The sequence below is a fragment of the Nocardia sp. NPDC004711 genome, assembly GCF_053601595.1.
This window is the reverse complement of record NZ_JBSGCB010000003.1, coordinates 16,751-31,155: the sequence shown is the minus strand read 5'-3', so window position 1 is coordinate 31,155 and position 14,405 is coordinate 16,751. Positions and strand designations below refer to the sequence as shown.

The window sequence follows — 14,405 nt, the reverse complement described above, 5'->3', positions numbered from 1 at the left end:
CTGTTACTCTCCGCAATAGAACACGTTTCAATTCTTGATGGGAGTCATCCATGGCAGCGCAGCCCCGCGATGTGGTCGAGCAGTACGTGAAGCTGGTGGCCACCGGGCCCACGTCGGCGATCGTGGACCTGTACGCCGAGGACGCGGTGATCGAGGATCCGATCGGGACGCCGGAGCGCCGCGGCCACGAGGCCATCGGCGAGCTCTACAAGGCCCTGGAGAACCTCGACCGCGAGACCGAACTGCACACCGTCAAGGTGGCGGGCAACAAGGTGGCGGCGTCCTTCACCCTCGTCACCGTGTCCAACGGGCACCGCATGACCCTCTCGCCCATCGACGTGATGGAGCTCAACGACGAGGGCAAGATCATCAGCATGAAGGCCTACTGGGGTCCGGACGACATGAAGATGGAGCAGATCTGACCCACGGGGTTGTCCCCTCCCGCTCCCCGAATTACGGTGGCAGCACAGTGATTCGGCGAGGGCGGGAGGGCCTGTGCGGATCTCGTTGCGCGGCACCGGTGACGGGGTGCGGGTCAGCATGCGGCTGGAGATCAACCGGCGGCGCTGGATCGCCCTGCTCATCATGCTCGGCGTGCTCACCGCCACGGGGGTGATCACCGGCCTGTGGGCCGTCGTGGCGCCCGAATCGTTCTACACCAGCTTCCCCGGATTCGGCCTGCACTGGGTGCGCGCCGACGGCCCGTACAACCATCACCTGGCCGGCGACGTGGGGGCCTTCTTCCTGGCCCTGGGCGCCATCTCCGGCGCCGCGCTCTACTACCGCGACAGCGTCATCGCCCGAGTCACCGGGCTGGCGTGGCTGGTCTTCGGCGCGCCGCACTTCATCTACCACGCCTTCCACCGCCCGCCGACACTGAGCGGACTCAACTTCACCCTCGAACTGCTGGCGGCCCTGGCCATGCCCGCCCTCGGCCTGGCCATTCTGCTCGTCGCCCCGCGCGAGCGTTTCCCGGTCCCCGAGCCCGCCCCCTTCACCTTCAAATTCCCCCGCCGCTGACCCCGCCGCGAAACTCTCTTTCCCGGTCCCGATGAAATCGGGGACGCCGCCCCGTCGTAACAGGTGACCCAGCCACACCGATTTCTCTGGAGTAACGGAGTAAAGGTTCAACGGCGAACCACGGGGGATCAACGGCGATCCTCGCGACGGGCGCGATCGGCTCCACCGACCGTCACCGGCTCCCTGGCTTTCCGGAAACGGACAGCCCACAGGAGAACAAGCATGAACTGTCGGTTGCCCTCGACGGTTTCTATCAAGCACTCGGTGCCACAAGGTTGTCCGCGCGTCTACCTTCCACGGTGATCAGCTGGAGCAGGTAACTCCTCCGCGGCCGCGTGGCGAGAGAACGAAACCGGCCCCGCGAGAGGGATTCTCGCGGGGCCGGTTTCTTTGCCTGTGGAAGGGCCTTACGCCGACTTCTCGCGGCGCTCCGGGGTCTGGCGCTTGCGCGGGACGATCGTCGGGAGGACGTTGTCGTTCACGGTGTCGGCATTGACGACCACCTTGGCGACATCGTCGCGGCTGGGGATGTCGTACATGACCGGGAGGAGCACCTCCTCCATGATGGCGCGCAGGCCGCGGGCGCCGGTGCCGCGCAGGATCGCCTGATCCGCAACGGCTTCCAGGGCGTCCTGGGTGAACTCCAGATCCACGCCGTCCATTTCGAACAGGCGCACGTACTGCTTCACCAGCGCGTTCTTCGGCTCACCGAGGATGCGGACCAGCGAGTCCTTGTCCAGGTTGGTGACCGAGGCGACGACGGGGAGGCGGCCGATGAACTCGGGGATCAGACCGAACTTGATCAGATCCTCGGGCATCACGTCGGCGAAGTGGTCGGCGGTGTCGATCTCGGCCTTGGACCGGACCTCCGCGCCGAAACCGATGCCGCGCTTGCCGACTCGATCCTGGACGATCTTCTCCAGACCGGCGAACGCGCCCGCCACGATGAACAGCACATTGGTGGTGTCGATCTGGATGAACTCCTGGTGCGGGTGCTTGCGACCGCCCTGCGGCGGCACCGACGCCTGCGTGCCCTCCAGGATCTTCAGCAGCGCCTGCTGCACGCCCTCACCGGACACGTCACGGGTGATGGACGGGTTCTCCGACTTGCGGGCGATCTTGTCGACCTCGTCGATGTAGATGATGCCGGTCTCGGCGCGCTTCACGTCGTAGTCGGCGGCCTGGATCAGCTTCAGCAGGATGTTCTCGACATCCTCGCCGACGTAGCCGGCCTCCGTGAGCGCGGTGGCGTCCGCGATGGCGAACGGCACGTTCAGCATCTTGGCCAGCGTCTGCGCCAGGTAGGTCTTGCCACAGCCGGTCGGGCCGAGCATGAGGATGTTGGACTTGGCCAGCTCGACCGGTTCGCCCCGGGAGTCGCGGCCCTTGTCGCCGGCCTGAATCCGCTTGTAGTGGTTGTAGACCGCCACTGCGAGGGTTCGCTTCGCGGCGTCCTGCCCGATCACGTACTGCTCCAGGAAATCCCGGATTTCCGCGGGTTTGGGCAATTCGTCGAGCTTGACCTCGCTGGATTCGGCGAGCTCTTCCTCGATGATCTCATTGCAGAGGTCGATGCACTCGTCGCAGATGTACACCCCCGGTCCCGCAATGAGCTTCTTGACCTGCTTCTGGCTCTTTCCGCAGAACGAGCACTTCAACAGATCGCCGCCATCACCGATGCGCGCCATCTCCTGGGTCCCTACTTCCTTGTCCGCGTGCAACCGTCTGTCCCCGGCTGCCGGCGAGCTGCCTTCTTCGAGCGTAAGCCGTGACCCCTGAGTTTGCGGATCCGGCAATTCGGCTGTGTGTATCCACGGTGCCCATTACAAACACCTGTGTTGGATGCAGAGGCAGAGCCGACAACCACGAGCAAAGGTCCCTAGAGTGACCGTACCTGTTTCGGCTGACCGAGGTCGACAACTTGGGCACGTTTCTCGCCGGACATGTGCGTGGACTCACCCCTGCCGGGGTGGCGGGGACGCCTGGGACACACAGAACCCCGCCACCCGCCCAGCTCACTTCTGGGCGCTGAGCTTGCGGTACTGGAAAACCTGATCGACGATCCCGTACTCCTGCGCCTCGTCGGCGGTGAGGATCTTGTCCCGGTCGGTGTCCTTGCGGATGGTGTCCGCGTCCTTGCCGGTGTGGCGTGCCAGCGTGGTCTCCATGAGGCGACGCATGCGCTCGATCTCGGCGGCCTGGATCTCGAGGTCGGAGACCTGGCCCTGGATGCCGCCCGAGGTGGACGGCTGGTGGATCAGGACGCGGGCGTTGGGCAGCGCGGCACGCTTGCCGGGGGCGCCGGCGGCGAGCAGCACGGCCGCGGCCGAGGCGGCCTGGCCCAGGCAGACGGTGGCGACGTCGGCGCGCACGTACTGCATGGTGTCGTAGATGGCCATCAGCGCGGTGAAGGAACCACCGGGCGAGTTGATGTACATGGTGATGTCGCGGTCCGGATCCATCGACTCGAGCACCAGCAGCTGGGCCATGATGTCGTTGGCCGACACATCGTCAACCTGGTTGCCCAGGAAGATGATCCGCTCCTCGAAGAGCTTGTTGTACGGGTCCGAGACCTTCTGGCCGAAGCTGGTCTGCTCGGTGAACTGCGGCAGGATGTAGCGCGACTGAGGCAGGCTGCCGGCGGCGGCGAAGGTGATGCCCGCGGCCCGCGGATCGATCATGTTGGACATACGCGTCTCTCCAAAGTCTGTGTGGGTGGGCTGCGGAACTACTTGCTGCCGTTCGCCTGGCTCGCGTGGGTGATCACGTGGTCGATGAAGCCGTAGTCGAGCGCCTCGGCGGCGGTGAACCAGCGGTCGCGGTCGGCGTCGGCGGTCACCTGCTCGACGGACTTGCCGGTGTGCAGCGACTGCAGCTCGTTGAGTTCGCGCTTGGTGTAGGCGAACTGCTCGGCCTGAATGGCGATGTCCGCAGCGGAACCGCCCAGACCCGCGGAGGGCTGATGCATCATGATCCGCGCGTGCGGCAGTGCGTAGCGCTTGCCCTTGGCGCCGGCGGCGAGCAGGAACTGGCCCATCGAGGCAGCCAGGCCCATGCCATACGTGGCGACGTCGCAGTCGGCGAACTGCATGGTGTCGTAGATGGCCATGCCCGCGGTGACCGAACCACCCGGGGAGTTGATGTAGAGCGAGATGTCCTTGGTCGGGTCCTCGGCCGACAGCAGAAGGATCTGCGCGCACAGCTTGTTGGCGATGTCGTCGTCGACCTGAGTGCCCAGGAAGATGATGCGCTCGCGCAGCAGGCGCTCGTACACCGAATCACTGAGGTTCAGACCAGCAGTCGCGGATGTCATGCGCACCCCTGCCTGATGAATTGTCACGGATACCTGCCCTCTCTCAACGGCTCGGTTAACAAGCCCCTACTGATTCGCTGACACAAACCCTAACGAAGCAGGGCGGCACCGAACTCCCGGTACCGCCCTGCTTCGCTCACAGCGCAAACTTACGTCAACACCTCACGTTCCCGCGTTCGGGGTTCTCGGGGTGTCACCCGAGACCCCGGACACCGGGGTGCCGGCATTTATTTACTTGGCGTCGGCGTCGGCGGCCTCGGTCGCGTCGGCGACGGTGGCCAGCTCCTCGGCGGAAACCTCCTCGGCCTCCGCGGCCGGGTTGCCGAACATCTCGGCGGTGTCCACGACGTTGCCGGCGGTGTCGGTGACGGCGGCCTGGACCACGACACCGGCCAGGGCCTTGCCGCGGCGCACGTCGGCGAAGACCGCGCCCAGCTGACCGGCCTGCTGGATCTGCTGGATGAACTGATCGGGCGACATGCCGTAGCGCTGCGCCTGGAAGATGATCCGCTCGTACAGCTCGTCCTGGCCGACCTGGGTGTTCTCGGCCTCGGCGACGGCGTCCAGCAGCAGCTGGGTCTTGACCGACTTCTCGGCGGCTTCCTTGGTGTCCTTCTTGAACTCCTCGAGGGAGGAGCCCTGGGCCTCGAGGGCCTCGGCCAGCTTGGCCTCGTCGTGGTCGAAGCCGTGGACGGCGTCGTGCTCGACGGCGTCGACCTCGGCCTTGACGACACCCTCGGGCAGCGGGATCTCCACGGTCTCGAGCAGCTGCTCGAGCACCTTGTCGCGGATCTCGCCGGCCTGCTGAACCTTCTTGACACGCTCGACGCGGGTCTTCAGGTCTTCCTTCAGCTCGTCGATGGTGTCGAATTCGCTTGCCAGCTGGGCGAACTCGTCGTCGGCCTCGGGCAGCTCGCGCTCCTTGACCGACTGCACGGTCACGGTGATGACGGATTCCTTGCCGGCGTGCTCACCGGCGACCAGCGTGGAGGTGAAGTCCTTGGACTCGCCCTCCTTCAGGCCGATCAGGGCCTCGTCCAGGCCCTCGATGAGCTGGCCGGAGCCGACCTCGTGGGACAGGCCGGTGGTGGAGGCCTCCTCGACGGTCTCGCCGTCGACCGTGGCGGACAGGTCGATGGAGACGAAGTCGCCGTTCTCGATGGCGCGCTCGACCGACTTCAGGGTGCCGAAGCGCTGACGCAGCGACTGCAGCTGCTCGTCGATGTCCTCGTCGGTGATCTCGATCGGGTCGACCGAGACCGCGATGGAGGAGAACTCCGGCAGGGTGATCTCCGGGCGGATGTCGACCTCGGCGGTGAAGGCCAGCTCCTCGCCGTCCTCGATCTTGGTGATCTCGATTTCCGGCTGGCCGATGACCTTGGCCTCGGTGGCGATGACAGCCTCGCTGTAGCGCTTGGGCAGCACATCGTTGACGACCTGCTCCAGCACGGCGCCGCGGCCGATACGGGCCTCGAGAAGCTTGGCCGGCGCCTTGCCCGGACGGAAGCCCGGGATCCGGACCTGCTGCGCGAGAGCCTTGTACGCGCGGTCGAAGTCCGGCTTCAGCTCCTCGAAGGGCACCTCGACATTGATGCGGACCCGAGTCGGGCTCAGCTGCTCGACGGTGCTCTTCACGGACATGCTCCTTGTTCGTAGTTCATGGTTGACGTCTAGGTTCCCCCCGAACGCATCCCGACCAGGTTAGTTGACGGCCCCTCGGGCCGTGTAACCGGTCGCTGCACGGGGCATCGCGACGCCGGTCGGTCGACCGGTCGCCCTGGTACCCGGGGTTCGGGTCTAGCTACCGACCTTGACGGCGTCGGTGACGAAGACCAGCGTCTCGTACGGTTTCATGCCGTGGCCGCCCGCGCCGTAGCCGAGGTCCGGCGGGACGATGAGCAGCCGGCGGGCGCCCTGCTGGACGCCGACCAGGCCCTGGTCCCAGCCCTTGATGACCTCGCCCGCGCCCAGCGGCAGCTCGAAGGGCTCACCGCGGGTGAAGGACGAGTCGAGGACCTTCTTGTCCGACCAGGTGACCAGCGTGTAGTTCATGGTCAGCTGATCCCCGGCCTTGGCGGCCGGGCCGCTGCCCGCGACCAGGTCCTTGACGATGAGCTGCTTGGGCGGGTCGCAGTCGTCCGGGATGGTGATCTTGGGGGCCTGCCCGAAGCCGCCGTCGACCTTGATGTCGTCGGCCGTGCACTCGCGGCCCTTGCTCTGGGTTGTGGTGGCGACGGCCGCGCTGGTCGTGGCCTTGCCAGTGGTGGTCGACGCCGCCTTGTTGTCACTGCTGCTGCCGCACCCCGCGGCCAGCACCGTGGCGGCCGCGACCGCACCGATCACACCGACCTTGCCCACCAAGCGCATTCCCGCTCCTGTCCGTCAGTCCGGATTGCCGCACGGATTGCGACGCCGCGCCGAACCTACACGCCGGGATCGTTCTTCGCCGGGGAGGACGCGGCCGAGCGGATGCCGAATCGGCGATCCGCGGACTCAGCGATCGGTGACCAGCAGCGCGTATTGTGCCGCGGCCATGCGGTGGACGAGTTGCTCGGTCGGGGCGGAGACCTGCGCCAGATAGCGGCCGGCCAGGACGAGGCAGGTGTATTCGCTCTCGCGCGCTGCGGGATTCGAGCCGGGACTCCGCAGGCAGACCGCGTCCGGGACGCCGGCCGGCGGGGCCGTGACGGACCCGCCGGCGCTGGGCTCGGACAGTCGGTTCAGCGCGTGCCGGGCGGCCACGGCGTCGGGGAAGCGCAGCAGCCGAGCCGAATCCGTGACGGCGATGCTCTCGACCGGGATGCGAGGGTCCGTGCCGGACCTGTTGACCCACAGCTCGGCGAGGAGGGGGCCGTAGACGATGCCGCGGGCGCTGCGGTGTCCGCCCCAACCGGCGATGGGTTGCTGCACGTCGTGAAAGAGCTCGGGATAGGGCCATTTCCCGGGGTCGGCGGGCAGCAGACGGCTCAGCATCCCGCCGGGATCCAGTGGGAGCGCGGACAGTTCCTCGGCTGGTGTCGGCGTGAAGGCGTCCAGCTTCGGCAGTTCGGCGTCGAGGGTGGCTTCGGCCAGCTGCTTCAGGGCCGCCAGATCCGTGGCCGGATGCGTGACGAACAGCGTCACCACGAACGGGCCGTGGGCGAGGGTGACCGCCATCGTCGGCACGAAGGTGCGCCAATGACCGTGTGTCGCAAAGTATTCGGAGAACGGTACGACGACATTGTCGTGGTTGACGTCGAAGTCGCGCCCATCTATCTCGCGGGCCGCGTCGATGGCCGTCATATTGTCCCGCATGCGCAGGACGGTGAGGCGCACCGAACGGGCCGTGCCGATCTCCGGGACGCCGGTCGGATCGTCGGTGCCGCCGATGCTGAATCCGGCCAGCATGCCGTGCGCGGCCAGGGTGGCGCGGGTGGCGGCGGCGAGGATTCCGACGGCGTCCTCCGGGGTGGGTACCGGAATGGCCGAGGTCTGCGCCAGGGTCGGATCGACGGCGCGCGGCGCGATGACGGCGTCCGCCATCCGCACCGATTCCATCAGCCGCCCATAAGCTTCCCCGGCCGCCCCCGGCGCGACGAGCGGCCGCCCGCTGTAGCCGCCGAGATCCAGTGCCCCCACCTGCGGCGTCGCCGCCCGTGGTGCCCCGGCGATCGCGCAGGCACTGACCAGTGCCGCGACCGCCACGAGCGATCCGGCGTGCACACGCCGACGGGTCGAATCGAATCGGTGCATGCCGCCACCGCCTGTCGCACAGCTCCCCGCCCGGGTCCCAGCTCTCCGATCACGGTGAGCCCGAACGGTGTTTCGCCCCGGCCCCTCGGATCGCCGGCGAAAACCTCCCCCGGACACCTATTTTCGAGTGTGAGCGCGATCGCGTTGCCCAGCAAGCCCCCTACACTGAGGGGTCCGCGCCCGTCGCTGATATCGGCGCAGGTCGAGAAGGAAATGTATTTGCAGGCGCTCTCGGCCTACGGGAGCATCTCAGGATGCTGTTGACGATTTCTTGTACGCGACCCGAGGGCGCCGCCTGGCCGGCCTCCGATCTGGGGTACCTGCTGCACAAGAATCCTTCGCGCATACAGACTTTCGAGCAGTCCTACGGTGTCGCACACGTCCTCTACCCGGAGGTGGAAGACGACCGGTGCACGGCCGCGCTGCTGCTGGAGATCGATCCGGTCCGGCAAGCGCGGGGAGGCGGAGCGGTGCGCGGAAAGTCCAAGGGCACGCCCGAATTCAGCCTGGGGCAGTATGTGAACGACCGCCCGTATGCGGCGTCTTCGCTGGTGTCCGTGGCTATTTCGACGGTGTTAGGCACCGCCTTGCACGGCCGCTGCAAGCAGCGTCCCGAGCTGGCTGAGACCGCGCTGCCGCTGCGCATCGAGCTCCCGGCCGTCCCCTGCAAGGGCGGGGCGGAGTACGCCGAGCGGGTCTTCGCGCCCCTGGGCTGGACCGTCGTGGCCACTCCCCTCCCCCTGGACCCGGCCTTCCCGGACTGGGGCGATTCCCATTACCTGCGGCTCGAGCTCACCGGAACGCAGCGCCTGTCCGATGCGCTGTCGCACCTCTATGTCCTGCTGCCCGTCCTCGATGGCAGCAAGCACTACTGGCTCGACACCGCCGAAATCGACAAACTCCTCCGCTTCGGCGAGGGCTGGCTCACGACCCACCCCGAACGCGAGTGGATCACCCGCCGCTACCTCACCCGTCGCCACACCCTGGTCCGCGCCGCCCTCGCCCGCCTCGCCGAGCTGGACGACGGCGACCCGGAGGAACTCGGCGCGATCGAGCACGATAGCGACGACGAGGGGGCCGGTGTCGAGACCACGCCGCCCGCGCCCGACCTCGGCGGCGAAGTCTCCTCGGCCGCAACGGAGCTGATGTCAGCGCAGGCAACCGGCCTCGGCCCGGTCTCCGGGGGGACCGGCGATCCGGTCCCGGCGACCGATCCGCGGGCGGAGACTTCCTGTTCCGCGGAGGCGGGCGAACGCGGCCCATCGCTGGCCGTATTGCGGCGGGCGGCAGTGCATCGCGCGCTGCTGTCGGCCGGGGCGAGCCGGGTGCTCGATCTCGGGTGCGGGCAGGGGGCGTTGCTGCTGGAGCTGGTGGCGGACCGGGCGTTCACGGAGATCGTCGGGATCGATGTGTCGATGCGCGAGTTGAAGATCGCGGCGCGGCGGCTGCGGCGGGCGCCGGAGTGGCAGTCGCGGCGGGTGACGCTGCGGCAGGGGGCGCTGACCTATACCGACGCCGCTTTGCGGGGTTATGACGCGGCGGTGCTCATGGAGGTGATCGAGCACGTGGACGCGCCGCGGTTGCAGGCGCTGGAGCACGCGGTGTTCGGGGCTGCCGCTCCGGGCGCCGTGGTCGTGACGACGCCGAACAGCGAGTACAACGTGCGCTACGACGGGCTCGACGCGGGCGCGTTCCGGCATTCGGATCACCGATTCGAGTGGAACCGGGCAGAATTCGCGGACTGGGCGGACCGGGTCGGTGGGACGTACGGGTATGCCGTGCGGTTCGAGCCGATCGGGCCCGAGGATGCGGAAGTGGGGGCGTCGACGCAGATGGCTGTGTTCACCAAACGGGACGGGCAGAACGGCGATGAGAAAGGAGTCGCGTGATGGCAGAGCTGTCGGTTCCGGTGCTGTCGCTGGTCGTGTTGATCGGCAGCAGCGGCTCCGGGAAATCCACGTTCGCGCACAAGCACTTCCGCTCGACGGCGGTGCTGTCGTCGGATGCCTACCGGGGGCTGGTGAGCGATGACGAGGCCGATCAGTCGGTGACGGCCGAGGCGTTCGGGCTGCTGCACCACGTGGCGGGGGTGCGCCTGCGGCGCGGGCTGCGCACCGTCATCGACGCCACCAATGTGCAGCCCAAGGCGCGGCAGGCGCTGGTGGAGCTGGCGCGGGCGCACGATGTCCTGCCGGTGGCGATCGTGCTGGACGTGCCGGAAGCGGTGTGCGTGCAGCGCAATGCACTGCGGGTGGATCGCGCGGATCTGGGGCCGCACGTGGTGGGGCGCCACCAGCGCGATCTGCGGCGTTCGCTGAAGTTCCTGGAGCGCGAGGGTTTCCGCAAGGTGCACGTGCTGAGAGGCGTCGAGGAGATCGAGGCCGCCACCATCGCGGACGAGCGCCTGTGGAACGACAAGACCGATCTCGCCGGGCCTTTCGATGTGATCGGTGACGTGCACGGCTGCCGGAGCGAGCTGGAGACGCTGCTGGGCGAACTCGGCTATGTCATCGCCCGGGACGCGCAGGGACGGGCGGTCGACGCGCGGCACCCCGAGGGTCGCACCGCGGTGTTCGTCGGCGACCTGGTCGATCGCGGGCCGGATACGCCCGGCGTGCTGCGGCTGGTGATGGGCATGGCCGGATCCGGAAACGCCCTGTGCGTCACCGGAAACCACGAGTTCAAGCTGGTGCGCGCGCTCGACGGCCGCCGCGTCACGGTGGCGCACGGCCTGGCCGAGTCGCTCGCCCAGCTGGAGGCCGAGGACGCCGAATTCCGCAAGACCGCACAGGAATTCATGCGCGGCCTGGTCAGCCACTATGTGCTCGACGGCGGCAAGCTGGTGGTCGCGCACGCCGGTCTGAAGGAGGAGTACCAGGGCCGTACCTCGGGCCGGGTGCGCGAGTTCGCCATGTACGGCGAATCCACCGGCGAGACAGACGAATACGGGCTGCCGGTGCGGTACCCGTGGGCGAACGACTACCGCGGCCGGGCGCTGGTGCTCTACGGCCACACGCCGATGACCGAACTGGTGTGGGTGAACAACACCCTGTGCCTGGATACCGGTGCGGTGTTCGGCGGCCGTCTGACCGCGCTGCGCTACCCGGAGCGGGAGCCGGTGTCGGTGCCTGCCGAACAGGTCTGGTTCGAGCCCGTGCGCCCGCTCGCGGCCGCCACCTTCGCCACCGGGGAGGCGGTGGTGCGGCGGGATCCGGGCGTGCTCGACCTGGACGACGTGCTGGGCCGGCGGGTGGTGGAGACCCGCCACCTCGGCCGGGTCACCGTGCAGGAGGACGCCGCGAGCGCCGCGCTCGAGGTGATGAGCCGCTTCGCCGTGGACCCGCGCTGGCTGGTGTACCTGCCGCCGACCATGTCGCCGTGCGCCACCTCCACCCTGGACGGCTATCTCGAGCACCCGGCCCAGGCCTTCGAGTACTACCGCTCCGAGGGCGTGGACACCGTGGTGTGCGAGGAGAAGCACATGGGTTCGCGTGCGGTCGTGGTGGTTTCGCGGTCGGCCCAGGCGGCGCGGGACCGGTTCGGCGTCGAGGACGGCAGCACCGGCGCGGTGTACACCCGCACCGGCCGCCCGTTCTTCGACGATTCGGCGCGCGCCGAATCGCTGCTGACCCGGGTGCGGGCGGCGGCCGAAACCGCCGGGCTGTTCGAGGAATTGGGCACCGACTGGCTGCTGCTGGACACCGAGCTGCTGCCGTGGTCGGCCAAGGCGCTGGGGCTGCTGCGCAACCAGTACGCCGCGGTCGGCGCGGCGGCCCGGGCCTCGCTCGGCCGGGCCGCCGAGGTCTTGGCGGCCGCGATCGAACGCGGTTTGGACGCAGGCGATCTCGCCGCACGCACGGGAGCGCGCCGGGCCGACGCCGACGCCTTCACCGCCGCCTACGGCCGCTACTGCTGGCCCACCGACGGCCTCGACGGCGTGCGCCTGGCCCCGTTCCAGTTGCTGGCCGCCTCCGGCGCGAATTACGCAGGGCGCGACCATAACTGGCACCTGGAGCGCATCGACCGCCTGGTCGCCGCCGACCCGGAGTTCTTCACCTCGACCGGCCGCCGCCTGGTCGACCTCGCCTCCCCGGAGGCCGAGGCCGCCGCGACGGCGTGGTGGACCGAGCTCACCGCGGCCGGCGGCGAGGGCATGGTGGTGAAGCCGCTCGGCTCGCTGGTGTCCGGCACCGGCACCCGCAGTGGCCGGCCGGTGCAGCCGGGCGTGAAATGCCGTGGCCCGGAATACCTCCGGATCATCTACGGCCCGGAGTACCTGCGGCCCGACCAGCTGCACCGTCTGCGCTCCCGCGGCCTCGGCGGCAAGCGCTCGATGGCGCTGCGCGAGTACGCCCTGGGCCTGGAGGCCCTGGACCGCTTCGTGGCCCGGGCGCCGCTGTGGCGCGTCCACGAGGCGGTGTTCGCGATCCTGGCCCTGGAAACCGAGCCGGTCGACCCTCGGCTGTAGCCGACCGGAAGGCTGCCCGGTTCAGCTCGGAGTGTCGGGGCGCACCAGGCCGGTGCGGTAGGCGATGACGACGAGCTGGGCCCGGTCGCGCGCATCGAGTTTGGCCATGGCGCGATTGACGTGGGTCTTGGCGGTGAGGGCGGTGATGAAGAGGCGTTCGGCGATCTCGTCGTTGGACAGGCCCAGCGCGACCAGCGTGACCACCTCGCGTTCGCGCGGGGTGAGTGCCGCCAGTGCGGGCGGCGGCTCCCAGCGCACCGGGTCCGGCTGGGCCAGGAAGCGGCCGATCAGCGCCTTGGTCGCGGTGGGCGACAGCAGGGCGTCGCCGGCGACGACCGTGCGGATGGCGGCGAGCAGTTCGTCGGCGTTCATCCCCTTGCCGAGGAATCCACTCGCCCCGGCGTGCAGGGCCTCGACGACGTGCTCCTCGTGCTCGAAGGTGGTGAGCACCAGCACCTTCACGCCGGCGAGGTCCTCGTCCGCACTGATCAGCCGGGTCGCGGCCAGGCCGTCCAGCTCGGGCATGCGAATGTCCATCAGCACGATGTCGGCCCGGTGGGTGCGGGCGAGTTCGACCGCTTCGCGGCCGGTGGCGGCCTCGCCGACCACCCGCATGTCCTCGGTGGAGTCGATGAGCATGCGGAAGGTGTCGCGCAGCAGCGCCTGGTCGTCGGCCAGCACTACCCGAATCGTCATGACCCGCCCTTTCGGCCGTTGCGATGCGGCAGTTCGGCGTCCACCCGGAAACCACCGTGCGGGCCCGGGCCCGCATCGAGCGTGCCGCCCACGGCCTTCACGCGTTCCCGCATGCCGATCATCCCGTAGCCGGTGCCGGTCTCCGCACGCAGGCGGCCGTCGTCCTCCACGGTGATCCGCACCCGGTCGGGTCGATAGTCCAGCCGCACCCGCGCGGTCCGCACCCCGGCGTGCTTACGGGTATTGGTCAACGCCTCCTGAATGATTCGGTAGGCGGTGAGGTCGGACAGCGAGGACAGCTCGAACGGCTCTCCGGAACGCTCGACGATGACGTCCAGCCCGGCGTGCCGGAAGGACTCCACCAGCTCGGTCAGCTCCCCGAGGCCGGGTGAGGGGGCGCGCGATAGCCCCGACTCGTCCTCCGCGCGCAGCACTCCGACGGTCGCGCGGAGATCGTCGAGGGCGGTCCGGCTGGTGTCGCGAATGCGTTCCAGCGCCTGGTAGGCGTGGTCCGGATCGGTGCGCATCAGATGGTGCGCGACACTGGCCTGCGCGTTCACCAGCGTGATGTGGTGGGCGACCACGTCGTGCAGTTCCCGGGCGATCCGCAGGCGTTCCTCGGCGACCCGGCGGGCGGCCTCCGCCTCCCGGTCACGTTCGGCGGTTTCGGCCCGTTCGAGGGCCGCCGCCAGCAGCTTCCGATGGCTGCGCACCGCATCGCCCGCGGCGACGCCGAGCAGGGTCCAGGCGATCTGGGACAGCGCCTGGGGCAGATCCGCCGGACTCGGCTGCGAAATGAGGATGGCGGCGACCAGCGGCACCGCGGCGCACACGCCGGCCAGCCAGGCGGTGCGCCGATCCATCCGGTTCGCCACCGTGAAGAGCGCGACCGCGGTGGCCGCGGGCGGCGGTGTGGAGTACGGAATCACCAGGTAGCGGGCGACTTCCACCAGCACGGTGGCCGCGACCACCGGGATCGGCCACCGGCTGCGGACCAGCAGCGGCACACAGGTGAGCGCGAGCCCGCTGACCGCCCGGTCCATCGGGCTGTGCCGCAGGTACGCCATGCTCGCGGCCACCGGGGTGGCGACCAGGAAGCATCCGATCGCGACCGCGAGGTCGGCCGCCCACGGCCGGACTCGCAGCCAGCACCGCAGCCGGGCGATCATCCGCACG

The 14,405-nt window shown here is 68.9% G+C and carries 12 protein-coding genes; 4 read left to right on the top strand and 8 right to left on the bottom strand.

Annotated features, from left to right (window positions below; translation table 11 throughout):
* The first annotated feature begins 50 nt into the window (after positions 1–50).
* Positions 51–422, top strand: coding sequence for a nuclear transport factor 2 family protein (locus ACWEKS_RS03225; RefSeq protein ID WP_433565210.1), 372 nt, complete (start codon positions 51–53; stop codon positions 420–422).
* A 73-nt stretch (positions 423–495) separates the two neighbouring features.
* Positions 496–1,020 (top strand): hypothetical protein, encoded by a 525-nt coding sequence (locus ACWEKS_RS03220; RefSeq protein ID WP_452338555.1) that lies wholly within the window; start codon positions 496–498, stop codon positions 1,018–1,020.
* 407 nt (positions 1,021–1,427) lie between these two features.
* On the opposite strand, the gene clpX is transcribed toward ACWEKS_RS03220, so the two are convergent.
* The 6 genes from clpX to ACWEKS_RS03190 form a co-directional block, all read right to left on the bottom strand.
* Positions 1,428–2,708 (bottom strand): ATP-dependent Clp protease ATP-binding subunit ClpX, encoded by a 1,281-nt coding sequence (gene clpX / locus ACWEKS_RS03215; protein WP_357006134.1) that lies wholly within the window; start codon positions 2,706–2,708, stop codon positions 1,428–1,430.
* A 327-nt stretch (positions 2,709–3,035) separates the two neighbouring features.
* A complete protein-coding gene (locus ACWEKS_RS03210; RefSeq protein ID WP_452338554.1) occupies positions 3,036–3,710 on the bottom strand; it encodes an ATP-dependent Clp protease proteolytic subunit in 675 nt (224 codons plus the stop codon).
* 38 nt (positions 3,711–3,748) lie between these two features.
* Positions 3,749–4,333, bottom strand: a complete 585-nt coding sequence (locus ACWEKS_RS03205; RefSeq protein ID WP_452338553.1) for an ATP-dependent Clp protease proteolytic subunit — start codon at positions 4,331–4,333, stop codon at positions 3,749–3,751.
* Positions 4,334–4,564: 231 nt separating this feature from the next.
* Positions 4,565–5,968: a trigger factor gene (tig, locus tag ACWEKS_RS03200; protein WP_452338552.1), complete on the bottom strand. Its 1,404-nt coding sequence runs from the start codon at positions 5,966–5,968 to the stop codon at positions 4,565–4,567.
* Positions 5,969–6,130: 162 nt separating this feature from the next.
* On the bottom strand, positions 6,131–6,700 hold the full coding sequence (locus ACWEKS_RS03195; protein ID WP_364617141.1) for an FKBP-type peptidyl-prolyl cis-trans isomerase: 570 nt from the start codon (positions 6,698–6,700) through the stop codon (positions 6,131–6,133).
* Positions 6,701–6,826: 126 nt separating this feature from the next.
* Positions 6,827–8,065: a DUF7373 family lipoprotein gene (locus ACWEKS_RS03190; protein ID WP_452338551.1), complete on the bottom strand. Its 1,239-nt coding sequence runs from the start codon at positions 8,063–8,065 to the stop codon at positions 6,827–6,829.
* 254 nt (positions 8,066–8,319) lie between these two features.
* Here ACWEKS_RS03190 and ACWEKS_RS03185 point away from each other — a divergent pair, with 254 nt between their 5' ends.
* Positions 8,320–9,954, top strand: coding sequence for a 3' terminal RNA ribose 2'-O-methyltransferase Hen1 (locus ACWEKS_RS03185; protein WP_452338550.1), 1,635 nt, complete (start codon positions 8,320–8,322; stop codon positions 9,952–9,954).
* Positions 9,954–12,533, top strand: coding sequence for a polynucleotide kinase-phosphatase (locus ACWEKS_RS03180; RefSeq protein ID WP_452338549.1), 2,580 nt, complete (start codon positions 9,954–9,956; stop codon positions 12,531–12,533). The genes ACWEKS_RS03185 and ACWEKS_RS03180 overlap by 1 nt, the downstream gene beginning before the upstream one ends.
* A gap of 21 nt (positions 12,534–12,554) precedes the next feature.
* Here the strand turns inward: ACWEKS_RS03180 and ACWEKS_RS03175 are convergent, their stop codons facing one another.
* Together ACWEKS_RS03175 and ACWEKS_RS03170 are read right to left on the bottom strand one after the other, a co-directional pair.
* Positions 12,555–13,229: a response regulator gene (locus ACWEKS_RS03175; RefSeq protein ID WP_452338548.1), complete on the bottom strand. Its 675-nt coding sequence runs from the start codon at positions 13,227–13,229 to the stop codon at positions 12,555–12,557.
* Entirely contained in the window at positions 13,226–14,398 is a 1,173-nt protein-coding gene (locus ACWEKS_RS03170; RefSeq protein WP_452338768.1) for a sensor histidine kinase, read from the bottom strand. The genes ACWEKS_RS03175 and ACWEKS_RS03170 overlap by 4 nt, the downstream gene beginning before the upstream one ends.
* Between the last annotated feature and the right edge of the window lie 7 nt (positions 14,399–14,405).